This is a genomic window from Flavobacterium ginsengisoli (genome assembly GCF_029625315.1).
Classification (GTDB): Bacteria; Bacteroidota; Bacteroidia; order Flavobacteriales; family Flavobacteriaceae; genus Flavobacterium; species Flavobacterium ginsengisoli.
Genome location: NZ_CP121110.1, coordinates 3,475,616 through 3,501,876, shown reverse-complemented (window position 1 = coordinate 3,501,876; position 26,261 = coordinate 3,475,616). Strand labels below are relative to the sequence as shown.

Annotated in this window: 26 protein-coding genes and 1 pseudogene; 9 read left to right on the top strand and 18 right to left on the bottom strand. The window is 33.8% G+C overall.

Annotated features, from left to right (window positions below):
* Positions 1-11: 11 nt before the first annotated feature.
* From P5P87_RS16285 to flxA, 7 genes are all read right to left on the bottom strand, one after another.
* Positions 12-914, bottom strand: coding sequence for an NADPH-dependent FMN reductase family protein (locus P5P87_RS16285; protein WP_198854996.1), 903 nt, complete (start codon positions 912-914; stop codon positions 12-14).
* Between the two features lie 137 nt (positions 915-1,051).
* Positions 1,052-1,951, bottom strand: coding sequence for an LpxL/LpxP family acyltransferase (locus P5P87_RS16280; protein ID WP_278019947.1), 900 nt, complete (start codon positions 1,949-1,951; stop codon positions 1,052-1,054).
* Positions 1,952-2,206 (bottom strand): acyl carrier protein, encoded by a 255-nt coding sequence (locus P5P87_RS16275; RefSeq protein ID WP_008465907.1) that lies wholly within the window; start codon positions 2,204-2,206, stop codon positions 1,952-1,954.
* Positions 2,199-3,434 (bottom strand): beta-ketoacyl-[acyl-carrier-protein] synthase family protein, encoded by a 1,236-nt coding sequence (locus tag P5P87_RS16270; protein WP_278019946.1) that lies wholly within the window; start codon positions 3,432-3,434, stop codon positions 2,199-2,201. Before P5P87_RS16270 ends, P5P87_RS16275 begins: the two co-directional genes overlap by 8 nt.
* A 175-nt stretch (positions 3,435-3,609) precedes the next feature.
* On the bottom strand, positions 3,610-4,341 hold the full coding sequence (gene flxB / locus P5P87_RS16265; protein WP_111378968.1) for a flexirubin biosynthesis SDR family reductase FlxB: 732 nt from the start codon (positions 4,339-4,341) through the stop codon (positions 3,610-3,612).
* A gap of 94 nt (positions 4,342-4,435) precedes the next feature.
* Positions 4,436-5,659 carry a WG repeat-containing protein gene (locus P5P87_RS16260; RefSeq protein ID WP_278019945.1) on the bottom strand — a complete coding sequence of 408 codons (1,224 nt, stop codon included), beginning with the start codon at positions 5,657-5,659 and terminating at the stop codon, positions 4,436-4,438.
* A gap of 40 nt (positions 5,660-5,699) precedes the next feature.
* Positions 5,700-7,220 carry a flexirubin biosynthesis tyrosine ammonia-lyase FlxA gene (gene flxA, locus P5P87_RS16255; protein WP_278019944.1) on the bottom strand — a complete coding sequence of 507 codons (1,521 nt, stop codon included), beginning with the start codon at positions 7,218-7,220 and terminating at the stop codon, positions 5,700-5,702.
* 101 nt (positions 7,221-7,321) lie between these two features.
* On the opposite strand from flxA, the gene P5P87_RS16250 reads away from it, so the two are divergent.
* Positions 7,322-8,572 carry an NAD(P)/FAD-dependent oxidoreductase gene (locus P5P87_RS16250; protein WP_278019943.1) on the top strand — a complete coding sequence of 417 codons (1,251 nt, stop codon included), beginning with the start codon at positions 7,322-7,324 and terminating at the stop codon, positions 8,570-8,572.
* A gap of 49 nt (positions 8,573-8,621) precedes the next feature.
* On the opposite strand, the gene P5P87_RS16245 is transcribed toward P5P87_RS16250, so the two are convergent.
* The 5 genes from P5P87_RS16245 to P5P87_RS16225 all read right to left on the bottom strand — a co-directional run bounded on the left by P5P87_RS16245 (position 8,622) and on the right by P5P87_RS16225 (position 13,213).
* Positions 8,622-9,227 carry a hypothetical protein gene (locus P5P87_RS16245; RefSeq protein ID WP_278019942.1) on the bottom strand — a complete coding sequence of 202 codons (606 nt, stop codon included), beginning with the start codon at positions 9,225-9,227 and terminating at the stop codon, positions 8,622-8,624.
* A gap of 153 nt (positions 9,228-9,380) precedes the next feature.
* Entirely contained in the window at positions 9,381-9,716 is a 336-nt protein-coding gene (locus tag P5P87_RS16240; protein ID WP_278019941.1) for an L-rhamnose mutarotase, read from the bottom strand.
* Positions 9,717-9,720: 4 nt separating this feature from the next.
* Positions 9,721-10,578 (bottom strand): fumarylacetoacetate hydrolase family protein, encoded by an 858-nt coding sequence (locus P5P87_RS16235; protein ID WP_263523806.1) that lies wholly within the window; start codon positions 10,576-10,578, stop codon positions 9,721-9,723.
* A 177-nt stretch (positions 10,579-10,755) separates the two neighbouring features.
* Positions 10,756-11,520 carry an SDR family NAD(P)-dependent oxidoreductase gene (locus tag P5P87_RS16230; protein ID WP_278019940.1) on the bottom strand — a complete coding sequence of 255 codons (765 nt, stop codon included), beginning with the start codon at positions 11,518-11,520 and terminating at the stop codon, positions 10,756-10,758.
* 37 nt (positions 11,521-11,557) lie between these two features.
* The gene (locus P5P87_RS16225) at positions 11,558-13,213 is read right to left on the bottom strand and encodes a UxaA family hydrolase (RefSeq protein ID WP_278019939.1); all 1,656 of its coding nucleotides are present in this window, start codon (positions 13,211-13,213) and stop codon (positions 11,558-11,560) included.
* A gap of 172 nt (positions 13,214-13,385) precedes the next feature.
* Between P5P87_RS16225 and P5P87_RS16220 the strand changes: the two genes are divergently transcribed.
* Together P5P87_RS16220 and P5P87_RS16215 are read left to right on the top strand one after the other, a co-directional pair.
* Positions 13,386-13,799: a cupin domain-containing protein gene (locus P5P87_RS16220; protein WP_278019938.1), complete on the top strand. Its 414-nt coding sequence runs from the start codon at positions 13,386-13,388 to the stop codon at positions 13,797-13,799.
* 113 nt (positions 13,800-13,912) lie between these two features.
* Positions 13,913-14,275, top strand: a complete 363-nt coding sequence (locus tag P5P87_RS16215; protein WP_278019937.1) for a helix-turn-helix domain-containing protein — start codon at positions 13,913-13,915, stop codon at positions 14,273-14,275.
* A 134-nt stretch (positions 14,276-14,409) separates the two neighbouring features.
* On the opposite strand, the gene P5P87_RS16210 is transcribed toward P5P87_RS16215, so the two are convergent.
* The 5 genes and pseudogenes from P5P87_RS16210 to P5P87_RS16190 form a co-directional block, all read right to left on the bottom strand.
* Positions 14,410-15,189, bottom strand: coding sequence for an SDR family oxidoreductase (locus P5P87_RS16210; protein ID WP_278019936.1), 780 nt, complete (start codon positions 15,187-15,189; stop codon positions 14,410-14,412).
* Between the two features lie 291 nt (positions 15,190-15,480).
* Positions 15,481-17,167, bottom strand: a pseudogene (locus tag P5P87_RS16205) (sodium/sugar symporter).
* Positions 17,168-17,420: 253 nt separating this feature from the next.
* Positions 17,421-18,479, bottom strand: coding sequence for a UDP-glucose--hexose-1-phosphate uridylyltransferase (locus P5P87_RS16200; protein WP_198854983.1), 1,059 nt, complete (start codon positions 18,477-18,479; stop codon positions 17,421-17,423).
* Between the two features lie 16 nt (positions 18,480-18,495).
* Positions 18,496-19,656: a galactokinase gene (galK, locus tag P5P87_RS16195; protein WP_278019935.1), complete on the bottom strand. Its 1,161-nt coding sequence runs from the start codon at positions 19,654-19,656 to the stop codon at positions 18,496-18,498.
* A 35-nt stretch (positions 19,657-19,691) separates the two neighbouring features.
* The gene (locus P5P87_RS16190) at positions 19,692-20,744 is read right to left on the bottom strand and encodes an aldose epimerase family protein (RefSeq protein WP_278019934.1); all 1,053 of its coding nucleotides are present in this window, start codon (positions 20,742-20,744) and stop codon (positions 19,692-19,694) included.
* Positions 20,745-20,846: 102 nt separating this feature from the next.
* Between P5P87_RS16190 and P5P87_RS16185 the strand changes: the two genes are divergently transcribed.
* Positions 20,847-21,845 carry a GntR family transcriptional regulator gene (locus P5P87_RS16185; protein ID WP_278019933.1) on the top strand — a complete coding sequence of 333 codons (999 nt, stop codon included), beginning with the start codon at positions 20,847-20,849 and terminating at the stop codon, positions 21,843-21,845.
* 85 nt (positions 21,846-21,930) lie between these two features.
* Here the strand turns inward: P5P87_RS16185 and P5P87_RS16180 are convergent, their stop codons facing one another.
* The gene (locus P5P87_RS16180) at positions 21,931-22,620 is read right to left on the bottom strand and encodes an NUDIX hydrolase (RefSeq protein ID WP_198854979.1); all 690 of its coding nucleotides are present in this window, start codon (positions 22,618-22,620) and stop codon (positions 21,931-21,933) included.
* 573 nt (positions 22,621-23,193) lie between these two features.
* On the opposite strand from P5P87_RS16180, the gene P5P87_RS16175 reads away from it, so the two are divergent.
* From P5P87_RS16175 to P5P87_RS16160, 5 genes are read left to right on the top strand one after another with little or no spacing between them, the layout of a single operon-like run.
* Complete coding sequence (locus P5P87_RS16175) at positions 23,194-23,364, top strand: hypothetical protein (RefSeq protein ID WP_278019932.1); 171 nt, start codon at positions 23,194-23,196, stop codon at positions 23,362-23,364.
* Positions 23,331-23,735, top strand: a complete 405-nt coding sequence (locus P5P87_RS26175; protein ID WP_422854100.1) for a carboxypeptidase-like regulatory domain-containing protein — start codon at positions 23,331-23,333, stop codon at positions 23,733-23,735. Before P5P87_RS16175 ends, P5P87_RS26175 begins: the two co-directional genes overlap by 34 nt.
* Complete coding sequence (locus tag P5P87_RS16170; RefSeq protein ID WP_278019931.1) at positions 23,644-23,913, top strand: TonB-dependent receptor plug domain-containing protein; 270 nt, start codon at positions 23,644-23,646, stop codon at positions 23,911-23,913. Before P5P87_RS26175 ends, P5P87_RS16170 begins: the two co-directional genes overlap by 92 nt.
* Complete coding sequence (locus P5P87_RS16165; RefSeq protein WP_278019930.1) at positions 23,849-25,249, top strand: SusC/RagA family TonB-linked outer membrane protein; 1,401 nt, start codon at positions 23,849-23,851, stop codon at positions 25,247-25,249. The genes P5P87_RS16170 and P5P87_RS16165 overlap by 65 nt, the downstream gene beginning before the upstream one ends.
* A 43-nt stretch (positions 25,250-25,292) precedes the next feature.
* The gene (locus tag P5P87_RS16160; protein WP_278022804.1) at positions 25,293-26,252 is read left to right on the top strand and encodes a SusC/RagA family TonB-linked outer membrane protein; all 960 of its coding nucleotides are present in this window, start codon (positions 25,293-25,295) and stop codon (positions 26,250-26,252) included.
* Positions 26,253-26,261 lie beyond the last annotated feature (9 nt).

The following is a 26,261-nucleotide window of genomic DNA, read 5'->3' as shown; positions in this document are numbered from 1 at the left end:
AATTTCGTCTTCTAAACTCCCTGATAATATTGAGTTTCCTTTTTTATAGATTTTAACTTAAGCGGATAGGTAATAAGGTGCAATATATACACTATTGGTGAGATTAACCATATCGCAAGGAATAAATAAACATTAAATACTTTAAGTAGCTGTTTTCGGTTTTTTTGATTTTTATAAATGATATTTGACCATTTATTAAAAATTTTATTGGCCGTTTTGTCAACCGTTACCAGATATGAACTTATTTTTACAGCCCCAGCATCGACCAATTTTGGCTGTAATTGGGCTAAATTATTTTGCTGTAAAGAATCAAGCATGATTTCTCCAAACTGACTCGATTCTTGTATGTCTTTTTCTGAAACTCCAGGAAGCGGAAAAATCCCTAAATATTTTTTCTTAACGCCAGAGAACATCCATTCTACAATAGTTATAACGCTGATTAGATTTCCAACACGATCTACCAAAGCTACATTTCCAACCAATTTGCCATTTGCTTTTCGCAACAAAACTTTGATTTTTTCCTGTGCCATAATCCACATGTTTCTGGAACCGCTAATGGTAATAACAGGTGTATTGTTCAAAATTTTCTTGGCATCATCACTTTTCAAAAATGAATTGATCGGAATAGAAGGTGATAAATACCAAACTTGATAATGAAATAATACCAAGTCAAATTTTGTATTTAAAATTTCCTCAGGAACAGGTTTTAATGCGGTTGGAATCTGTAAAAATGATTCTGGAAAGGCATCAAAAAACGATTCTTTGTTCCAAGGAAATGGAAACGGTTTTTCTAATTGTATTTCGTGAAATGTAAGGTTTATTTCGTCTGAATTTAGGAATGGTTTTGCAATATTTTTTGCAATAGATTCCAACTGTCCAGATTGGGTATAATAAATTACGAGAACATTTTTCATTTAGGTTTTTTGGCTTTGGTGGTCAGCAAAAATAAGTAAATTTATTTAAACGAATTTTCTTATTCCTGCGAATGGCCTAGAATTCCTAAATTTTTGATTTATTCAAAAAAAATGAAGTTAAAAGAGTTTATTCGGTGTTATTTTGGCAATGAATTTTTGTTTTCTAACTGGTTCCAAAAATCAAAATAATTGAACCATTGTAAAGGGTAACGATTCAAAATGCTTTCTACGCTTTTTACATATTCTTTCAAAAGCGCTTTTTCATCACGATGTTTTACTTCGGCTTCTCTTGCGTACAAATGATAATGAAGATTTGGTTCTTTCATTACGTAAACAAAAACTACTGGAACTTTTAATCGCGAAGCAATTAAAAATGGACCTGCAGGAAAATTGGCTTCTTTGCCCAAAAGTGTTTCAGAAAGCGATTTTGTTCCTTCAAAATAACGATCTCCCGTAAAACAGATTAATTCGTTATTGGCCAAAGCGGCATTGATCTCAAAAATATGAGAGAGATCTTCTTTGATGATGATAAATTTTACGGTTGGTTTTTGAGAAACGCTTTCTAGATAATTTTTAATGGCAGAATGTTCTAAATCTGTCGTCACTAAATTTATCTGGAAATTAAGGTCAATGTCTCCCAGAAAATGTTCTGCAATTTCAAAATTACCAACATGAGCGCTAATTAAAACACCGCCTTTTTTCTCGGCAAGTAATTTTTTTAGTGTTTCTATTCCATCAAATTCATAGGTAAATTTGTTTCGCATTCCTGCAGAAATGGAAACCTTATCAATAATTGTTTGTCCAAAAGTATAATAGCTTTTGAAAACCATTTTTTTGGATTTGAAATAGGAGTATTGAAGTCTTTCTTTAAAATAATAGAAAATGGCTTTGTTGCTTTTTCTTAGAAATAAAAAATAATAGGAAGCAACAAAATAAAGTAAGACATAGGCAGCTTTGACACCCGCTTTTTGAATTAAAAAAACGAATATTTTATAACCTAAAACAGTTCCTTTGGATTTACCATCCCATTGACTCATTTAAGCTGATTTGGCTTTGATTTTAGTTTCGATTAAGTCATAAAAACTTTGAAAATCAGAAATTCCAACAAAATCTGCTTCAACTAGTTTTACACCAAAGTTTGCCTCTATTGAAACGACTAAGTCAACATAATCCAGACTGTCTAACCCAAGTGTATCTTTTAAATTAGCATTTGGTTCAATGTCGTCATTATCAACTTCAAATTCATCAACTAAAAAACCATTAATTTTTGCTATAATCTCTTCTTTATTCATTGTTCAATTTAAACTTTTTAACCACCAACGCAGAGTTGGTTCCTCCGAAACCGAAAGAATTGGACAAAAATATGTCAAATTTTTTGTTTAACGTAGTTTTAACTAAATTTAATTTTGACGCATCTTCATCTGGGTTTTCCAAATTGATGTTTGGCGCGATAAAATCGTGTTGCATCATGAGGATAGAATAAATGATTTCGCTTGCTCCCGCCATCCAGCATTCGTGGCCTGTCATGGATTTTGTAGAACTTACAGGAGGATTTTTTTCTCCAAAAACCTCAAAAATAGCTTTTGCTTCATTAGCATCTCCAACAGGTGTTGAGGTTGCATGAGCATTTATATATTCAATATCTGAAGCTTGTAATTTTGCATCGTCAAGCGCACGTTTCATTGCTGTTGCGGGGCCTTCAACGTTTGGTGTTGAGATATGCCCGCCGTTTGAAGAAAAACCGTAACCGCCAATTTCTGCAATGATATTGGCACCGCGAGCAATTGCAGATTCGTAACTTTCCAAAATTAAAGTTGCGCCACCACCACTCGGAATTAATCCGTCGCGACCCATATCAAAAGGTCTTGAAGCTTTTGTCGGATCGCCTTCTCGGTTAGAAAAAACACCTAATCCGTCAAAACTGCTCATCGCATATTTATTGATTTCCTGAGCACCGCCAGTAATTACAATATCTTGGAAACCGCTTTTAATTAAAAAATAAGCCAAACCAATTGAGTGAGATCCGCTGGCGCAAGCCGCACTAACTGTAAGATTGATTCCGCGAAGTTTAAAAATCGTAGAAAGATTCATCGTAACAGTAGAATTCATCGATTTGAAAATAGCACCAGAACCGATAAGTGCAGTGTCTTTTTTCTCGCGTACAATATCTGTTGCATCAATGATTGCTTTAGAAACAGAGTCGTTTCCGTACATAATGCCTACTTCGTGTTCGTCAAAAAAGGCATCATCGATGTTAGCGTTTTTAAGTGCTTCTATAGTTGCCATATAAGCATACTCGGTTTCTTCACCGATGCTCATACGTTGTCTTCGCGTCAATAAGTTTTTAAGATCGGCTTTCGGAACCATTCCTGTTAAGGCCGACTGGAAACCAAATTCTTTTCTTTCAGAATCAAACTGAATACCAGATTTTCCTTCGTATAACGAATCTTTTACTTCGTCCAAAGAAGTTCCGATACAAGAATAAATTCCCATTCCAGTAATTACAACTCGTCTATTCATCGTCTTTCAAAAGTAATTTTTTATCCTTAAAGTGTAATTTTTTAATCTTGCCGCAAAGGCACTAAGGCACTAAGTTTTTTTAAAGTCTTTTTGCTTAAACTTTGCGACTCGGTGTCTTTGCGAGCAATTTTCTATGTATAAAAATCTTAAAATAATCTCGCAAACATAGTATTCTTTAAGAATATATTCCGCCATTTATGTTGATAATTTCTCCTGTAATATAGCTTGCTTTTTTAGAAATCAAAAAGCTTACCAAATCTGCTACTTCTTCGGCTTCTCCAAAACGGTTAACCGGAATAAGTTTTAGTAATTCTTTTTCGTCCAGTTGACTTGTCATATCGGTTCTAATGAAACCTGGAGCGACAGCATTTACAGTAATGTTTCTTTTGGCAACTTCCTGTGCTAGAGCTTTGGTTGCTGCCACAATTGCACCTTTTGCAGCCGAATAATTGGTTTGTCCTGCAGTTCCTTTTACTCCAGAAACAGAAACCATATTTACGATTCGGCCGTATTTATTGCGTAACATTTTTTGAATAAAAAACTGTGTAACATTAAAGAAACCGTTTACACTCGTATTCATAACACCGTTCCAGTCTTCTGGAGTCATCCACATAAAAAGACCATCTTTTGTGATTCCAGCATTGTTTACAATTGCTTCAACCAATTTTTCAGGATTTGCTTCCTGCCAAGCAGTTAAAACATTTTGTACGTTTTCAAAATTAGAAACATCAAAACCTAAGATTTCTCCTGTTGCACCTAATTTTTGCACTTCTTGTAATGTTTCTTCGGCAGCTGTTTTATTCGAATGATAATTAATCAGAATATGATAATCGGATTCTACGGCTAGTTTTTTACAAATCGCACTTCCAATTCCTCTCGAACCGCCTGTTACTAATACACACTTCATTTATGTAGGGTTTATTTTTATTCGTCATCAATGAAACCACTTTTATAAAAGCGATTTCATTGATGCAAATTTCTAATTTATTTGGAGATAAATATTATTTCTTTTTTTTCGGTGCTGGTTTTGCTGTTGGCTTTTTTGTTGCCGGTTTAGTTTCTTCTTTTGGTTTCTCTACAGGAGCAGCTGCAGGCTGAGGTTTTTCTGCACCTTTAGAAAACAGTTCAGCATTTTCAAACCATTGGTTGGCTAAAACTGTTCCGTCAGGTTTAAGAAACCCCCATTTTCCTTCGTTTTTTACTCGGGCAACGCCACCAATAAATCCTTTATCTTGTTGCGTAAACATCGCAATAATAGCATTCGTAGTAATTCCGTATTGAGTTGGAATTACCAGTTTTCCAGATTCATTGATAAATCCCCAATTGCTTTCTTTTACAGGAGCCAGACCGTTTGTGCTAAAAACTTCTGCATCGTTGTAAGTTGGTTCAATCACAAATTTTCCTTCTGGATTAATGAATCCCCATTTTTTTCCAACCAAAACTGGAGCTAGATTTTTTGAGAACGCTTTTCCTTTATCATAAATAGGAAGAATTGCCCAATTTCCTTTTAAATCGATGTAACCGATTTTTCCGTTCTTTTTAGCGAAAGTCAAATCTTGAGTTTCAAAATCCCAGATTTTTTCAGCTCCGTCAACAGGAATAAATTTTCCGCCGCTTACAAGACCGAAAGTTTTGTCTTTTCTTGCCCAAGTTGTTCCTTTAAAATAATTTCCAACTTCGGCATAAACTGGTTCAACCAATTCTTTTCCGTTAGTATCAATAATTCCCCAGTTTTTGTTCAGTTCCACTCTAGCGTAACCATTTTCAAAGGGTTTGATCTGATCGTATTTTGGTTCTAAAACAACATTCATTTTGTTGTTGATTAATCCCACTTTATTGTTTTGTCTGAAGAAAGCAACGCCGTCATTAAAATCAAATACTTTGTCAGTAGTTGGTCCTTTTTGAATTTCTCCCTTTGTATTAATGTAAACCCAGTCTTTGTCTTTTTGTACAACTGCAATTCCGCTGTTAAAATCTTTAGCGTCTTTAAAATCAGCAGGGATTACCCAAGTTCCTTTTGTGTCTATAAATCCCCATTTTCCGCCATTTTCTACAGCAGCCAATCCTTCAGAAAAACTTTTAGCAGATTTATATTGAGGTTCGATTTTAAAAGATCCGTCTTTAGACAGATATCCAATTTTAGAATTTTTCTTAACTAATGCTAATTCTTGACTATTAACAAATTGAATGCAGCTTAGCAATAAAAAAACAAGTGACTTTTTCATGATTTTAAGATTCAATATTAATACTGTAAAATAAAGATTTTTAACTGTTTATCAAATAATCTTTTACTTTTTGAACAAAAGGATACATTACCTGATCTTCTTTAAATTCTGGAATTATATTTCTGATATCGTCGTACCATTTTTTAGTCGTAGACGAAATTAGATCTTTTTGTTTCAAATAATCAATTGCCTGAACAATTGTGATTAATTCGATTGCTAAAACTTCAAATGAGTTTTCAATTACTTTTGATGTAATAACCGCAGCATTGGTTCCCATACTTACAATGTCTTGATTGTCATTGTTATTTGGAATACTGTGCACATACATTGGATTAGATAACATTTGGTTTTCGGCAGTTGTTGAAGTCGCAACGAACTGAACGCCCTGCATTCCGAAATTAAACCCTAACGTTCCTAAGTTTACGAATGGAGGAAGAATTTCGTTGATTTTTGAATTCAATAAATAATTCAATTGACGTTCTGCCAGCATCGTTAATTTTGTAATAACGATTTTCAGTTTATCCATTTCTAGCGAAATATAATCTCCGTGGAAATTTCCACCATGGTAAACGTGTTTGTTTTTTACGTCTATAATAGGGTTGTCGTTTGCTGAGTTAAATTCGTCTTCTAAAATAGAAGCAACGTTATTTATAGTTTCTAAAACTGGTCCTAGAATTTGAGGAACACATCTTAATGAATAATATTCCTGAACTTTTTCTTTGAAGATTTCTTCGGTGTTTTCGCCAGAATATAAATGATCTTCTCTTTTACGGATCAAAGTACTGTCAGAAAGATTTTGTCTCATTCTTTCAGCAACTTCTTGCTGTCCTTTATGACGTTTGGTTTGGTTTAATTCTTCTGAGAAATGATCATCGTAAGCTTGAACCAATTCGTTTATTGCACAAGAAGCTTTTAACGACCAGTCTAATAATTTTTTTGCATAATGAACATTTACAACTCCAATTCCTGTCATTACAGAAGTTCCATTGATTAATGCCAAACCTTCTCTAATTTCTACCTGAATCGGTTTTAAACCTTCGATTTCGAAAACTTCTGCAGTTGCGCATCTATCTCCTTTATAAAAAACTTCACCTTCGCCAATTAAGACTAAAGCTAAGTGTGATAATTGTACTAAGTCACCGCTGGCACCAACACCACCGTGTTCAAAAATTAAAGGCGTAATATCTCTGTTGATTAATTCTGCCATTAAATGAATAACAGAAGAATGAACTCCTGAATTTCCTAAAGAAAGTGTATTTAATCGAGCTAAAATTGTCGCTTTTGCGCACTCTGCATTTAAAGGTTTTCCTGTTCCAGAAGAGTGACTTCTAATTAAATTATATTGCAATTGAATTTGATCTGACTCTTTAATTCTATATTGAGCCATTGGACCAAACCCTGTATTTACACCATATATTACTTTATTTCCTGAGAATTCTTTTAAGAAATTAAAACTTTCGTTTACTCGATTTAAAACCACATCGCTAATAGCAACTTTGCTTTTTCCGAATATTATGGCTTCAAATTCTGCTAAACTTAAATATTCATTTATTGTATTCATCAAATCAATTTTGGTTGTGCTAATTTAATTTTATTTATCAAAATAAATGTAGTTATTTTGATGATGGCAAATGTAGGTTAATTAATGATAATAATTCTAATATGACAAAGGAGTTTGTTGATGTTTTAGTGATTGGTGCAGGACCATCTGGATGTGTTTCGGCATCTTATCTTTATAAAAACAACGTAAAGGTTAAAGTTGTAGAAAAAACAAAGTTTCCAAGACTTGTAGTAGGCGAAAGCCTTATTCCGCGTGTAATGGATCATTTTGCTGAGGCAGAATTGTTTGAAGCTCTAGATGCAATGAACTTTGAAAAGAAATTAGGAGCTCGTTTTATCAGAGGAGAAGAAATCTGCAATTTTGATTTTAGTGTAAAATTTGGCGAAGGCTGGGATTGGACTTGGCAAGTTCCAAGAGCTGATTTTGATAATACAATGGCTCAAGAAGTTATAAGAAAAGGAATTGATTTAGAATTTGAAACTGAAGTTTTGGAAGTTTCTTTTGAAGGAAAAAATTCAAAAACTATCGTAAAAGACAAAGACGGAAACCTAAAAGAAATTCACGCTAAATTTATCATTGACTCGAGCGGATACGGACGCGTTTTGCCGAGACTTTTAGATTTGGATACGCCTTCAAAACTAGATCCGCATTCTTCGATTTTTACGCATGTTAAAGATATTAATAGAGAAGAAGGTGTAGAAGGAACTCAAATTTCTTTTGATATTCTGGAAACCGAAGTTTGGCTATGGGTGATTCCGTTTTCTAACGGAAATACAAGTTTAGGCGTTGTTGGTCCGACGGATTTTATTAATTCTCTTTCTGAAAATAAAGACAATGCAGAGGCTTTGAGAAACGCCATTCAGAAATCGGATTATTATATTAAAAGATTTGCTGGAACAGAGTTTTTATTTGAGCCTGTTAAATTAGAAAATTACTCAAGAGCGGTAAAAAGAATGTATGGCGATGGTTTTGCTTTGACAGGAAACAGTTCAGAATTCTTAGATCCAGTTTTCTCTTCGGGAGTTGCTTTTGCAACCGAATCGGGAATGTTGGCGACAAAATTATATTTAAAGGAATCGCAAGGAATTCCGGTTGATTGGGAAGTGGAATTCACGCAATACATGAAACGTGGAATTGCTGTTTTTACGACTTATGTTCAGGAATGGTATACGGGAAATTTACAGACTTTATTTTTCCACCAACCTGAAAATCCAGAAGTAAAAGAAAAAATATGTGCGGTTTTAGCAGGTTATGTTTGGAACGAAGAAAATTCGTTTGTCAAGAAACATGATCACGTAATTGCTAATATGGCGTATTTATTAAATATGCAAAAAGAACAAAGCCCTGAATAATCAGGGCTTTGTTTTATTGAAAAACAATTCACTATGTAGGAATATGTTTTTATTTATATGCTTTTTTTACAATAAGTTTAGACATTGTTTTTGCAGTTTTTGCAAATCCTTCGCCAATTCGGGTTTCATTATTAAAATTGCTTCCCCATTGATCTCCAGGAGCCTCTTCACTGTTAATTTCTAACAAGACATTTGATTTGTTAGCCGTTTCAACAAACTTTAAATTGGTTGTTACTTTTGCTGGCTGTTTCATGATTCCAGCATCCCAACCTGGATAAATCCAAACTGCCTGTACAATTAAAGTATAAGGAGTATTTAATCCTTCTTGAAAGTTTAATTCTTTCTTTTCCTTAGTCAAAACAACGTTTGCAATTTCTAAGAATTTTGGGGTCCATATTTGATCTTTTGCTACGATCCATCTTTTTTCCCAAAGATTTCCATTTCCTTTTGCCTTTTCATCTAAATCTGCTTTGTGCTCTTTTACGTATTGCGCTTCAGACTTTTTCTCCTTCATCATAGTAAAATTACTATAATCAAATACGGTATTGATTTCTTTTTGATCTTTTAAAAAGTCAAAATTGCCTTGAACAATATTAATGTCCTGAGCAAACATCGCTCCTGAAATAAAGAAGCATGCAATAATTAGTTTTTTCATTTTTTTGGTTAATTGATTAGTTTTTTTGTGGGCTAAAATAATTAAAAGGATTTAAATTGCAAGCATTAAAAAAAGTAATCTTTTTCTTGGATATTGTTTTAAAAAAAGACTGCCACAATTGACAGTCTTTTAAAAATTTATTGAATGTTAATGTTACAATCCAAAAATCTTATCCATTAAAATCCATTTTTGCCCAAGCTTTGCCCAAGGTAAAGCTTGTTGGAATTTCCACATTAAAGTTTCCCATTCTTGGACTTTTTCGTTGGCGGCGTCGGCTTGATCTTTCTTTTCGAAAGTAAAATCGGCATCAGCTTCGATGATCATGAACAAACGGTTTCCGGTGCAGTAAATGTCTAGAACTTCGATTCCAGAATCTTGAATGCTTTTTTTAATTTCTGGCCATACATTTTCATGCAGTTCTTTGTATTCTGCAATTAGATTTGCATCGTCTTTTAGATCTAAAGCCAGATAGAATTTTTGTGTTGCCATAATTTTAGTTTTGTTGATACGCTACAGCAGTTTGCTTGCTTGTACCTAAACCTTCAATTCCTAATTCGATTACGTCACCTGCTTTAATGTAAATTGGATCTGGTTTAATTCCTAATCCCACTCCCGGAGGCGTTCCTGTACTGATTACATCGCCAGGAAGCAAGGTCATAAATTGGCTTAAATAATGAACCAAGAAAGGAATTTTAAAAATTAAGTTTGATGTATTACTGTTTTGGAAAGTTTTTCCGTTTACAGTAAGCCACATTTTTAAATTGTTTACATCGCCCACTTCGTCTGGAGTTGCCATAATTGGTCCAAGAGGAGCGAAGGTGTCAGAACCTTTTCCTTTTGCCCATTGTCCGCCACGCTCGATTTGGAATGCTCTTTCGCTGTAATCATTCAAAAGGCAATATCCAGCGATATAATTTGGAGCATCTTCTTCAGAAACATAGCTTGCTTTTTTACCTACAACAAAAGCTAGTTCAACTTCCCAGTCTGTTTTTTCACTGTTTTTTGGGATAATCAAATTGTCATTTGGTCCGCATAAAGAAGTCGTAGATTTGAAGAAAATAATTGGTTCTTCTGGAATTGCAGCGCCTGTTTCTTCGCAGTGATCGACATAATTTAATCCGATGCAGATAATTTTTGATGGACGTGCAACTGGTGAACCTAAACGTACTGAATCGCTAACTTCTGGTAAAGAAGGATTATTTTTTAAAGCTTCTTCTAATTTCGCTAAACCGTCATTTTCAAAAAAAGCTTCGTTGTAATCTGTTACAATAGACGAAACATCGTATCTTTTTTCATTTAGTAAAACTCCTGGTTTTTCCTTTCCTTCTTCTCCGAATCTTATAAGTTTCATATTTTAATTTTTTTAGTAATGTGTTTATTTTTTTGCCACGAATTGCACAAATTTTCTCGAATTAAAATTTGTGGAAATTCGTGAAATTCGTGGCTTATTTTTTTGCACGCAGATTTTGCAGATCGAGCAGATTTTTTTAAATCCTTTTAATCTTTTAAGTCTGTGGCTAAATAATTTTTAGTTGTTTAATTTAATAAATCCACCATCAATTGGGTAATCTGAACCTGTAATGAAAGATGATTCGTCGCTGCATAAGAATAATGCTAAAGTTGCGATTTCGTCTGGTTTTCCCATACGGCCAATTGGCTGTGATTGTGATAATTTTTCGAAAATCTCTTCTTCTTTTCCAGGATAATTTTTAGCGATAAATCCGTCTACGAAAGGCGTGTGAACTCTCGCTGGAGAAATAGAATTACATCTGATTTTATCATTCAAATAATCTTTTGCAACCGATAAAGTCATGGCCATTACAGCGCCTTTTGCCGTAGAATATGCAAAACGATCAGGAATTCCAACCCAGCAAGCGATTGAAGCTAAGTTTAAAATTACACCTCCGCCAGAATTTCTTAGTGCCGGAATCGAAGCATGAAGACAGTTGTAAACCCCTTTTACATTTACATTCATAATACGGTCAAAATCAGATTCTGAAGTTGTATCTACTTTTCCAACGTGAGCAATTCCCGCGTTGTTTACTAGAATATTGATATTTCCGATTTTTTGGAAAGTTGAATTTACTTGTTCATGGTTTGAAACGTCGCAAGCGTGAGCAAAAACATTTCCGCCAGCCGATTTAATTTCTTCAACCGTTTCTTTTGCGCTTTCTTCTGTCAATTCTAAAATATGAACTTCAGCTCCTTGTTTAGCAAATAAAACCGAAATCGCTCTTCCAATTCCGCTTCCACCGCCAGTGATAATTGCTTTTTTATTTTGTAATGAAAACATTTGATATAAATTTTTATGAGTTGTTTTTAATAGTCTTTTACAAAGATACGCCGCGTTTCCACGGAATAAAATCGTCTTGGTTTAATTGAACCGCTTTCGGAATAATTTCGCCGCTTGCCGCTTTGATGCAGTATTCTAAAATTTCCTCGCCCATTTCCTCAATAGATTTTTCACCACTGATAATTGGTCCGCAGTCAATATCGATAATATCTTTCATTCTGGTTGCTAGAACAGAATTTGTTGCCACTTTAATTACAGGACAAACTGGGTTTCCTGTCGGAGTTCCCAATCCAGTTGTAAATAAAATTAAAGTCGCTCCAGAAGCCGCTTTTCCAGTTGTCGCTTCTACATCATTTCCTGGTGTACAAACCAAACTTAAACCTGGTTTTGTAACCAATTCCGTATAATCTAAAACATCAACAACAGGAGAAGTTCCGCCTTTTTTGGCCGCTCCAGCACTTTTTATAGCATCAGTAATTAAACCATCTTTTATATTCCCCGGAGAAGGATTCATGTGAAAACCAGAACCCACTTTATGAGCAAGTTCATCATAAGATTCCATTAAATCAATGAATTTTCTAGCTTTATCTTCGGTAACACATCTGTCAATTAAATTTTGCTCTGCACCGCATAATTCTGGAAATTCAGCCAAAAGAATTTTTCCGCCTAAAGCTACGACTAAATCTGAAGTATAACCAACCGCAGGATTTGCAGAAACACCACTGAATCCATCGCTTCCGCCACATTTTACACCAATGCATAAATCGCTCAAAGGCGCATCGGTTCTTTCGTATTTGTTGATTTCGATTAAACCTTCAAACGTTTTTTTGATGGCATTAGTAATCAAAACTTCTTCGCTTTCCGTCTGTTGCTGTTCAAAAATAAACAATGGTTTGTCGAACTCTGGATTTTGTCTTTTTACATCATTTACAAAATCTTGAACTTGTAAATGCTGGCATCCTAAACTCAAAAGTGTGATTCCGCCCACGTTTGGATGATTCGCATAAGAAGCCAATAAAGCGCTCAAAGTAGAAGCATCTTGACGAGTTCCACCGCAACCGCCTTGGTGATTTAAGAATTTTATTCCGTCCACATTTTCAAAAACACGTTTGTTTTTTGGCGTCGGATTCAACTCAATATTAATGTCGTTAATGTCATTTCCGTTCAAATAACCTTCCAGTAATTCGTGTGTAAATTGGTTGTATTTGTCTGTTACAGCATAACCCAATTGTTTGTGTAAGGCTTCTTTGATGACATCTAAATTTCTGTTTTCACAAAAAACAGTCGGGATGAAAAGCCAGTAATTTGCTGTTCCAACGCGTCCGTCTTTTCTTTTGTAACCTTTGAAAGTTCTGTTTTCGAATTTTGAAACATTCGGTGCATTCCATTCGTAAGAAGCGTTTCTGTATGCATAAGGATCTGCAGCATGTTTTAGGTTTTCGGTCGTCATTAAACTTCCTTTTGCCACATCGTTTTGCACTTTTCCAACCAAAACACCGTACATGTTTACTTCTTCTCCCTGCTTCATGTCCTGCATGTAGAATTTATGTTTGGCTTTGATAAGGTCTTGTAAAACATAAGTTTCGTTTTCAAAATGAATGGTTTCGCCTTTTTGAAGATCGGTTAAGGCAACCAATACATTATCATCTGGATGCAGTTTTACAACCAGTTTTTTTGTGTTATTGTCAGACATTGTGTTGTTTGTTTTTTTCTTTTTTTGTGTGACAGCTTTCTAAATTTAGAAGAAGTTAAAGACTTTATTCCCACTAAAAATTAGACAGTTTGCCGAAAATAAAAGTAGCCATTTTGGATATTCAAAATTAGTCTAATATTATCCTTATATAATCTTTTATTATCTTTGCAGAATGAAATTGGAACAAACCAAAATAGCGTCTTATCTCAACACCAAAGTTTCGGTGTTGAATCGTATTGAACCTTTTTTTCAAGCGCCGTTTCATTCGCATCCAGAATTGGAATTGGTGTATGTAAAAGAGAGTTATGGCAAGCGAATTATTGGAAATTCGGTTATGCCTTTTGCGCCTGGCGATATGGTTTTTTTAGGTTCTGATATTCCTCATGTTTGGCTGAATGATGAAAAATATTATCAGGGAATTGAGGATTTAAAAGCCAATTCGATTGTCGTATATTTTCATAAAGATATTTTTGGACCGACTTTTTACGAATTAAAAGAAACTCAGAAAATAAACGAACTTTTTTTCAAGCAGGAAAAGGAATTTCAATTATCGGAAAAACGAATAAGCAAATTGCTAAAAAACTAGAGAAATTAGTTTCTAAAAAAGACTTCGAAGTAATTGTCGGACTTTTTGAGATTTTATCTATTCTTTCTGAAAGTCAGGATACGATTTATATCAATGATGAAATTTATTCGTTGATGCAGAAGGATTCGAAAGTAGATCGTCTTTCGGAGGTTTTTCAATATGTCAATAAAAATTATAAAAAGAATATTTCGTTAGAAGAAATTGCCGCTGTCGCAAATATGACAAGAACCTCTTTCTGTAGAATGTTCAGGGTAAAAACGAAAAAGAATTTTGTAGATTATCTGCACGAAATCAGAATCTCGAATGCTTGCAAATTGTTATTGGAAACGGATAAAAGTATGTCTGAGATTGCGTATGAATGCGGTTATAAAACAGCTTCAAACTTTAATAAACTCTTCAAAAAGGTTAAAGGAATTACGCCTTCCGATTTTAAAAATAATGCGAAGGTTAGTTTTGCCACAGATTATAAAGATTAAAAGGATTCCCTTTAGTTTGTCACCCTGAGCGAAGTCGAAGGGCGTTCCAATTGGACGTGGGCTTCGACTTCGCTCAGCCTGACAAAACTGGATTTAAAAATCATTCTAATCCTTTTAATCTGTGGCAAAAAAAATTAAATGGAACGATCTAAATGGGTATAACCACCATCAACATAAATAATCTGTCCTGTTGTATGGCTTGATTTTTCAGACAATAAGAAAACTACCATATTTGCAATTTCTTCTGCTGTTGTCATTCTGTTTTCTAGCGGAATATTTTTGGTGATTGCCGCTAGTTTTTCTTCTTTATTTTCAAAAGTATTGATCCAGGTTTCGTAAAGCGGTGTGTAACATTCTGCTACGATTACGGCATTTACACGGATGCTGTATTTTAATAATTCAACTGCCCATTCTCTGGTTAAAGCATTTCTACCTCCGTTTGAAGCAGCGTACGCTGAGGTTCCGCCCTGACCAGTTTCGGCAGTTTTAGAACCAATGTTTACAATTGCTCCTTTTGATTCTTTAAGATACGGAAGAGCGTGTTGTGCCATTAAATAATAATGCACTAAATTTTTATGAAGAGAAGCGACGAAATCTTCATAATTTCCGTTTTCTAATCCAACGCCATCATTAACTCCGGCATTGTTTACAAGTCCGTCAATGCGACCGAATTTTTCGATTACGGCTTCAACGGCTTTTTTGCAGTCTTCTGGTTTTGTTAAATCGGCGGCAACTTGGTGCGCTTCTTTTCCAATGGCTTTTAATTCTTCTACGGCTTTGATATTGTCATTTTCGTTACGTCCAACGATAAACGGAATGGCATTTTCTTCGGCTAAAACCTTAACGATTCCTAAACCGATTCCTTTTGCGCCTCCAGTAACGATAATGATTTTTTGGGTTAATGATAACTGCATGGTATTAATATATTATAATTTGTAATTCAGTTTTTTTGCCACAGATTAAAAGGATTAAAATGATTCTTTTTCTCTTCAATGTGTTTTTTTTTGCCACGACTCGAGCGATAGCGAATAGGCGAAGCAATTACACGAATTAACTCGAATTTTTTATTTGGAAAATTAATTCGTGGAAATTAGTGAAATTCGTGGCTATATTTTTTATTCAATGAATATACTTTAAAAAATTTACAGCTGTTGTTCATGACAAACAACAGCTGTAAAAATAGAGAGAATAGAACTGATAATTTATTACCAGAACTTAACATAAAGCGCAACAATAATCAATAATGTAATTACGATTAAGACTGTTGTTTGCGGTTTAACTTTAAACATTCCAGGTTCTGTCTCGAATGCTTTAGGGTTTACTTTTGGTCCAGCGAAACTTATTAGAATCATGGCAATCATTGTAAATAAGAATGATAATCCCATACAGATGTGGAACGGAATTTCAAAAGCTCCTTTTCCATTAGAGTATGCTGTGTATAAAAGTGTATCGTTTCCAAATAAAGCTGGAGCGTATTCGTTGAATAAAACAGATAATAAGAATCCTAGAATTACTCCCACGATTGCAGCTGTTCCAGTAGTTCTTTTCCAGAACATACCTAAGAAGAACATAGCAAAAACTCCAGGGCTGATGAATCCAGTATATTTTTGGATGTATGTAAATCCTCCAACGCCACCAATTCCTAAAACGTCATTCCATGTAAATAAAACAGCTAAAAGCATGGCGACAAAAACGGCAAGACGTCCAATGTTTACTTGTTGTTTTTCGCCAGCATCTTTTTGGATGTATTTTTTGTGAACGTCTAATGTGTAGATTGTAGAAATACTATTTACTTTTCCAGCCAAAGAAGCTACGATTGCAGCTGTTAAAGCAGCAACTGAAAGTCCTTTTAATCCTGTTGGAAGGAAAGTTAATACAGCAGAATAAGCACCATCTTTACCTCCAACTAATTGTGGTAAATGTCCGTTTGTGTATAAAACGTAAGCGACAATACCAGGAAGCATTACGATAAGTGGCATTAATAATTTTAACATACCAGCAAATAAAATTCCTGTACGTGCAGTTTGTAAATCTGCTCCAAGTGCTCTTTGTGTAATGTATTGGTTACATCCCCAGTAGTTTAAGTTGATGATCCAGATACCAGCGGCGTAAGATAACAATCCTGGGAAAGTTAAATATTTATCGATTTCAATCTGTGAAGATGCAGCAGTTGGTTTTGGAATAATCATTTTGAAATGCTCTGGAGCTTCTTTCATTAAAACTTTAAACCCAGCAATTGCATTTTCGCCAACGCCAAAATATTGTCCAACAGTTGTAAGAGCAATATAAGAAGTTACTAAACCTCCAATGATTAATACAGCAACTTGAATTACGTCTGTATAAGCTACAACTTTCATTCCTCCAAGAGAAATAAATAATGCAAATACAGCTAATCCGATCATGATTGCGTGAAGATATTGACCTCCAGCAAGACCGTTAATAGCAACAGCTCCTAAATATAAAATAGAAGTTAAGTTTACAAAAACATATAAGAACAACCAGAAAACTGCCATAATCAAAGCAGTAGATTCGTTGTAACGTGTTTTTAAGAATTGCGGCATCGTGTAGATCTTGTTTTTAAGATATACAGGAATAAACCATACAGCAACAATAATAAGTGCAATAGCGAGCAAGCCATTCGTAAGCGACAACAGCGATTCCTAAAAAGAAACCTTCACCGCTCATTCCGATGAACTGTTCTGCAGAGATATTAGAAGCAATAAGAGAAGCTCCAATTGCCCACCATGTTAAATTTCCTTCAGCCAAAAAGTAAGCTTTAGCATCTTGTTCGTCTTGTTTACGTTTACGGTAAACTGTGTAACCGTAGACCGAGACTACGATAAAGTAGATAATAAAAACCGCATAGTCTGCGAAAGCGAGGTTTTGGTTCATTGTTAGTAGTATTTTAAATAATTATTTATAGGGTTGTTTGTTTATGTGGTTTTAAATCAGTTTTTATGTTGTCAAATCTTGTTAAAAATGCAAGATGTGTTTTATTTCTGTTATTTTTTTGCGAAAATAAAAGCAGAAGCCAAATGTAAAATAAAAATTTAAAAATCAACCATTAGCAAATGTGTTTTTTACATTTATTCGTAGGTAATTGTGTTAAATTTTTATTTTTTGGCTTTATTACAACATTAAACGGTTAGGCTTTTACCAAACTTTTATAATGTACATCTGAAAGCTGTCTTAAAATTTCAGCACTTTTTTCAGGTGTAATGTCACGTTGCGATTCGCCTAACATTTCATATCCAACCATGAATTTCTTTACAGTTGCCGATCTTAACAATGGCGGGTAGAAATGCATGTGGAAGTGCCATTCTGGGTGAATTAAACCATCTGTTGGAGATTGGTGAATTCCTGAAGAATATGGAAATGAAGTATTAAATAAATTGTCATACTTCGTTGTAAGTTCCTTTAAGATTTTCGCGAAAGCGGTACTTTCGTCAGCTGTAAAATTGGTGATTTTGTTTACAGCTCTTTTGCTGATAATCATGGTTTCGTATGGCCAAATTGCCCAGAAAGGAACCAATGCAACAAAATGGTCATTCTCGATTACGATACGATCACCAGCTTTTAGTTCAGCTTTGACATAATCTTCTAATAATGTTTTTTGATTTTTGTCGTAGTATAATTTTAAGCTGTTCTGTGTTTTTTCAACCTGAGTAGGAAGAGACGACTGTGCCCAGATCTGACCGTGTGGATGCGGGTTGCTGCAACCCATAACGCTTCCTTTGTTTTCAAAAATCTGAACATGGTTAATGAATTTAATATTTCCTAAATCGGTATATTCTTTCTGCCAAGTTCTGATTATATTTTCAATATCAGCAATTTCCATCTCAGGTAAAGTTAGATCATGTCTTGGCGAGAAGCAGACTACTCTAGAAATTCCCTGTTCTGGTTTTGCTTTAAAGAATGTATGTTTAATATCTTCTTCAAAAATAATTTCGTCCTGCTTCATTGCGGCAAAATCATTTTCAAAAACAAAACTGCTTTCGTATTGTGGGTTATTCATTCCGTTGGCACGAACATTTCCTGGACACAAATAGCAAGTTGGGTCGTATTTAGGAAGTTCTTCGGTTGAAATAGTTTCATTTTGTCCCTGCCAAGGGCGTTTCGCACGATGAGGTGAAACTAAGACCCATTCGTTAATTAATGGGTTGAAGCGTCTGTGCGGATCTTCGTTAATGTCAAAATTTTTCATTGTACAGTGTGTGGTTTTAAAGTAGCGTTGTTCCGTTAGAGATTTTTACATCATAGAATTTTAATTCAATTCCAAATGTATCCAAATAAAGCTTAGAGAACTTACGCTTAACCTCATTTTCATTTCCTTTTTTAACTAAATTGATAGTACAACCTCCAAAACCGCCTCCCATTAGTCTAGAACCAACAATGGCATCGTCTTCTTTTGCTGTATTTACAAGCATGTCTAATTCTTCGCGACTTACCTCATATTCTTGAGATAAACCATAATGCGTTTCAAAAAGCAATTCGCCTAAAAGTTCGATATTTCCTTCGTCTAAAGCTTTACAGGCTTTGATAACGCGATTGATTTCTTTTACAACAAAATGAACTCTTGAAAATACTTTTTCGGTCATTTTATCTTTAAGACTTAAAACCTGCTCTTCGGTCGCATCTCTAAAACTTTTTACTTCTGGAAAATGGCTTTTTATAATCGATAAACCTTCTTCGCACTCGATTCTTCTAGTGTTGTATTCTGATGTAAAAAGAGAATGTTTTACATTAGAATCAAATAAAATTAGAGAATAATCTTTGAAGTCGGCATTGTGATATTCAAAATCTAAATTGTTGCAATCTAATTGAATTACTTTATTTTCAAGGCCGTGAACGCTCGAAAATTGATCCATAATTCCGCAGTTGATTCCAACCCAATGTTCTGCTTTTTGTCCTAATAACGAAATGTCTTTTTTCTCAATTTTTAAATCGAAAAGAGATTTGATTCCGAAAATCATCCCGCATTCTAAAGCTGCCGAAGAAGACAATCCAGAACCAACCGGAATATTACTGCTGAAAACGCAATTGAAACCGTCAAAAGAAAATCCGTTATCTTGTAATTGTTTAATTACGCCACGAATATAATTAGTCCAAACTACATCACTTAGTTTTACTTCTTGAGTCAAATCGATTTCAAATTCTTCATTTAAATCGATAGCAATTATTTTAGAAGTTTTGGTATTGTTTTTTTCAAAAGCAAAACAAATTACTTTGTCAATTGCAGCAGGTAAAACATAACCATCATTGTAGTCAATATGCTCTCCTATGATGTTGATTCTACCAGGAGAAAGTACCGTTTTTTGAGGAGAAGATCCAAAAGATTTCTCAAAAAAAGCAACGGTATTCTGTATTAAAATATCATTCATTATATAGTTAGTGTATTGTGGTTTTTGGAATTGTATTAGTTTAAATTTTCAAATTTGTAAAGTGTTTTTTGCGTGTATTCTTCGCCTTTTTTCAAAACTGCATTCGGAAAGTGAGCCTGATTTGGAGCATCTGGGAAATTTTGAGTTTCGAAACAAATTCCGCTTTGTGCATGATAATCTACATTTTCTTTTCCTTTTAGTTTTCCGAAACAATTTCCGCCTACATATATATGTACACTTGGTTGATCGGTGTAGACATTCATTCTCAGTTTATTTTTTAAGCTGATTAATTGTCCAACGATTTCTGTTTTAGAATTTACTACAAAAGAGTTGTCAATAGGAAACGGACAGCTTTTTGGATTTCTAAAATCAAAATCATGATTGGTTAAATCGGTAAAGTTTCCAGTTGGAATATTGTCTGTATTAGTTTCTAGCATTTTAGCCGATTTAATAAACATTTGCTGTTCTAAAACATTTCCGTCATGTCCATCAAGGTTAAAATAACTGTGATGCGTTAAATTGATAACTGTGTCTTCTGTTGAAGTTGCTTTGTATTCTAACTTCAATTCATTTTCTTCAGTTAAAGTATACCTTAAATAAACGGTCATTTCTCCAGGAAAATTTTCTTCTAAATGTTCGCTCAAAAGACCAAAAGTAATTGATGGATTTTCACCAGAAGTTGCATTAACAACACTCCAAGCTTTTCTTCCAAACCCCATAACTCCTCCGTGAAGCGTGTTGCCATTATTGTTTCCGTCTAGTTGAAACTTTTTATCAGCAAGGCTAAAAGTCGCATTATGAATACGACCAGCGTAACGGCCAACTGTAGTTCCAAAATAAGGAGCACTTGGTAGATTATAGGATTCTAAATATGATTCTAGATTGTCAAAGCCTAAAACAACATCTACCAGTTTCCCATTTACTGGAATTTGGATCGAAGTTACCGTTGCACCATAATTGATGACTTGAACTTTCATTCCGTTTTTATTAACCAGATCAAAAGAATAAATTTCTTCTTTATTGGGCATTAAACCAAACAATTTGCAATTGTGAGTCTCCTTTAAATGCGATATGTGTTTTATTTCCATATAATTTTTACCAAAAATGAAATCCAAAAATAGAAACATTTATTATTTTTGCATACCAGTACCTACCAGTTTTTAATCTTTATAGTCAAAATGACTTTTATTATGAACATTATTTCAATCCAAAATAACATTGGTCTGCCAAAATATAAGCAGATTATTCTTTCAATCGAAAAAGCGATTGAAGAGGGAAATTTAATTAAAGGAGATAGGCTTCCGTCGGTAAATAAAGTCTGTTTAGCTTTCTCTTTATCTCGAGATACGGTCTTGCTGGCGTATGACGAATTGAAGAAAAGAGGTATTATTTACGCCATTCCAGGAAAGGGATATTATGTTAAAAGTGTTGAAATCACTATAACTCAGAAGGTTTTTTTACTTTTTGATGAATTGAATATTTTCAAAGAAGATATTTATAATTCGTTTTTAAAAAATATTGGAAAAAATGTTCAGGTCGATATTTTCTTTCATCATTTTAATGTTCAGGTTTTCAAAAAACTTATAAATGATAGCAATGGAAATTATACAAAATATATTATTATGCCGACAAACTTAAACGATGTCGTAGATTCTATAAAAACCCTACCAGTAAGCGACGTAATTATTTTGGATCAGACCAATTCGGATTTGAAAATGTTTCCTGCAATTTACCAAAATCACCAAAAAGATATTTACGAAGGTTTGATGAAAGGCAAATCAAGATTATCAAAATACAAAAAACTAATTTTAATTTTCCCTGGTTTTAGAGAACCTCCTGGAATGAAATTGGGCTTTGAATCGTTTTGTAAAGAGTTTGGTTTCGATTATGCAATTATTTCAGATTTTAGCAATCAGTCTATCGCTTTAGGAGATTTATATATTATTCCGCATGATCGCGATTTACTTTTGGTAATAGAAAATGCGATTAATAGAAACTTAAAGCTAGGTGAAGATTTTGGAATTATATCGTATAATGAAACTCCATTGAAGAAAATTGCGACAAACGGAATTACTACAATTTCAACCAACTTTGAAGTGATGGGAAAAATTTTGGCCGATATGGTTTTGAAAGGAACAAAAGAGCAGATCGAAAATAGATCTGCTCTTATATTGCGTAATTCGCTATAAATTTCTCCCGCAGATTTAGCAGATGCAGGAGATTTTTTTATTAAATCAGCCAAATCTCCTAAATCTGCGAGAGAATAAATAAGGTTTATAAATTCAATACAAAATTATTGAGTAGTTTTTCTTCGTATTTTTCTTTGTTGAAAGTATATAAATAAGAACCTTTTCGAGAAGACTGCATGTCTTTTTCTTCTAGTTTATTTAAGATTTCCAAAGAGTTTATTTTACTAATGAAATTTCTTTTGTCTAATTCTTTGCTCAAAATAGCTTCGTACAATTCTAAAAGCTGGCGCATTGTGAATTTCTCCGGAAGCAATTCGAAGCCAATAGGTTTGATAGAAGTTTTGTAGCGTAGTCTCTTTATTGCATTTTCGACCATTTCGTTGTGGTCAAAAATTAAGTTTGGTGCATCATTAATAGGAAACCATTCTGCATGATAATTCTGAATCAATTCTGCATTATGGTTTTCGATATTAATTAAAGCAAAATAAGAAACCGAAATGGTTCGTTCTACTGGGTCACGATCTATTTCGCTGTAAGCATACAGCTGTTCCATATAAATATCGTTAAGACCTGTATAGGTATTTAAGATTCTAGTTGCGGCAGCGTCTAAAACTTCATCTCGTTTTAGAAACCCACCAATTAAGGACCATTTTCCTTTTTCAGGCTCAAAATCTCTTTGAATCAAAAGGATTTTCAGACCATCATTATCGAATCCGAAAATGATGCAGTCTACTGCCAGTAAAACTTTATCAGCAGAGCTATAACTATTTAGCATATATAATTAATTTGGATGGGTAAATATATGAACTTCTTAAAACGTATCATAATTTATTAATGTAGATTTTACACTTACATAATTAACTACTCAAATGTAGCCTTAAAAAAATTACTTTTCACATAAAAATAACATACAAATCTGTTTTTTAAGATTTTTTTAAGAAAAAAACAGGACAGTCAAGGATAGTTTTTTGCAAAAATAGGCTCTGTTTAATTAGAAACCTACTAAAATAAACAATCTTTTACTTACAAAATATTCTTTTTTTCGAATTCAAAGCATTAAAAAACAGATTATTTATGCTTTTTTTCATTTGCCTCTTTTTTTGCTTAAAAAACGACTTTTCGATTAAAAGTGTATTTTTTACACAATTAAAATCAATAAAACAGCTGTTTTTTTGAAAAAACTTTGATTTTTTAAATGTTAATTCAACACTTAATTTACGATATGTGTTTTTTTTAGGCTGTTTTTTTGTGATATTAATTTGTTTACGTGGTTTTTTTTTAGTTAAATTTACAAATGTAAGATTAACACTTATTAACTAAACCACTAACCAATCTTAACTAAACCATTATGATTACAAAACAAAAATTACTTTTGTATTGCAATTTTCTATTGCCAAAAACAAATTGGATTTTAGCAGTATTAATGCTATTATTCTCTGTTAATCAAATGTCTGCTCAAGGCAAAACGATAACAGGAGTTGTAACATCGGCACAAGACAACCTTCCTTTGCCGGTGTAAACATTATAATAAAAGGAACCAAAACAGTTACTACAACTGGATTTGATGGAGAGTATTCGATTAAAGCATCGCCAACTGATGTTTTAGTTTTTTCATTTATAGGATTTCAGAATAAAGAAATAGCTGTAGGAAGTCAATCTAAACTTGATATAGCTTTAGGTGAAGATACCAATAAACTGAATGAAGTAGTTGTTATTGGTTACGGAACTCAAAAGAAATCTGACTTAACAGGTTCTGTAAGTGTCGTTAATTTAGAATCGGCTAAAAAGGTCGTTACTTATGATGCTTGCAAAAATGCTTCAAGGACAAGTTCCAGGTGTTACGGTACAATCTTCAGGAGAACCAGGAGGGTTTGTAAATGTGAAGATTAGAGGTATAACTTCATTCAGTAACAATAATCCGCTTTTTGTAATCGACGGAATTATGGTCGATTCACCTTATGATTTTGCTCCAGGAGAAATAGAATCGATGCAGGTTTTAAAAGATGCTTCTTCTGCTTGCTATTTATGGTGTGCGCGGTGCAAATGGTGTTGTAATTATTACGACTAAAAAAGGAAGACAAGGTAAAATGGATATTAAATTCAAGTCTATTGTTGGTCTTCAAAATGTTGCTAAAAAATGGGATGTTACAGATCGCGAGGGTTACCAAAAAATTACTAGCGAGGCTGAGAGAAATAGAGATATTAGAGCAGGCGTTCCTGTAAGTATCGCTCCAGGAAATGATCCTAATAGCCCATCTTATATTTCAAATGTAAATACAGATTGGCAGAAAGAATCTTTTCAGACAGGTGTTGTGCAAAATCAAGCTTTGACATTAACTGGAGGAGCAGAAAGTATTGCATATAGTTTTAATGTTGACTATTTTAAAAATACAAGTTACATTAAAACACCTCAGGACTATGAGAGATTGTCAACGAATTTAAATTTAAATGGGAAAAAAGGGAAATTTAAATATGGTGCAAAAATAGCTTACACACAATCTGATAAAGAAATTTTTAATGAGTATAATGCAGGTCAGACTGTTGTAAGTGACATTTTAGGAGCTATTCCAACTATGCCAGTTTACGACGCAAATAGACTTGGAGGTTATGGTGGTACAGACAACTTAACTCAGAGAGCTATTTCTATGAACCCAATAGGATACAACAATCTAATTACTAATAATGGAAAAAGAAACCGTTTTATTGGAGATGCTTGGGGAGAAATTGAAATTGTAAAAGGTCTTAAATATAAATTGGACGTAAGCTACGACAGAACAGATTGGGAAAACAGAAAGTTTATTCCGCCAAGTGACTTAGGATGGTATTACATTACAACAAATGATGAGGCATCTCTAGATGTTGAAACGGGTAATGAGTTAAGAACTTTCTTGAATAATTTATTAACGTATGAAATTACTTTAGGTAAACATAAAATTGATGCTCTTGCAGGTTGGATTCAAGAAAAAAGAGATTACCACCGATATAATATGAGAGGTGTTGGTTATACTCCAGGCGAAATCCCAATGCTTCAATATGCAGATTCTAGAAACGCATCTGAATACAAATTTACGATTACAGGAATATCATATATAAGCAGATTAAATTATGCTTATGATGACAGATATTTATTGCAGGCTAATTTTAGACAAGATAAAACATCTCTTTTCAGCGAAAAAAATAATTCAGCAAACTTTTACTCTTTTTCAGGAGGATGGAAACTTAGTAACGAAAAATTCTGGACATTACCAGAATGGATAAGCAATATTAAACTAAGAGGTGGTTATGGTACTTTAGGTAATAATACTATTTCTCAATATTTCTTTGCTTCAACAGTAAACAGTTTTGCAGGTTATGATTTTAATAATGAGCTTGCTCCTGGAACTACTGTAGTAGCAAGCACTTGACCCAAATGTAAAATGGGAAAAATCTACAAACTCAAATGTTGGTATTGAATTAGGTTTCTTAAACAACGATTTACAATTTACAGCAGAATATTTTGTAAAGAAATCAAACGATTTGTTATTAGGAGTTCCGCTTCCATATTCAACAGGAGCATTTCCTGCAAGTGTGACAACAAATGCGGGAGCAATGAAAAACTCAGGGGTAGAATTTACAGCATCTTATAGCAATCATCATCATAAATTTAAATATGATATTTCTGGAAACTTCGGAACACTTAAAAATGAAGTTACTAAAATTGGTGTAAATGGAAATCCTATTTATGGAGCAGTTTCTAAAACTGAAGTAGGAAGATCTGTGGGTGAATTATTTGCTTGGGAAGCAATTGGAATTTTCCAAAATGTTGCTGAAGTTGCATCTTCTCCAACCCAAACAGGTGCAGCTCCTGGAGATGTAAAATTTAGAGATGTAAATGGCGACGGAGCGATAACAGACGCAGATAGAACTTTTCAGGGGGTAACAATTCCTAAATATGGTTTCGGACTTAATTTTAGTGCAAGTTATTCAAACTTTGATTTCTCAATGTTTTGGCAAGGAGCAGGTGGTAATAAAGTATTTAATGCTATGTACCGAAATTTAATGATCGGACAATATACAAACCATCATACAGACGAATTAAATTACTGGACACCAACTAATACCAATACAAATATTCCTGCTCCAGTTATTGGAGATCCAAACGGAAATAGCAGAGATTCAAACAGATTTATTGAAAGTGGTGATTATGTGAAACTGCAAACAATGGAAATTGGTTATAACATTCCGATCAAAGATAAATTTATTGAAAAAGCTAAGGTTTACCTAAATGGTCAAAACCTGTTGATTATCTCTAAATATAAAGGATACGATCCAGACTTTAATAGTGACGGATTGCTTTCAAGAGGATATGATGCAGGATCTTTCCCAAATCCAAGAACAATTTCTTTAGGAGTAGAAGTAAGCTTCTAACCAGGTCTA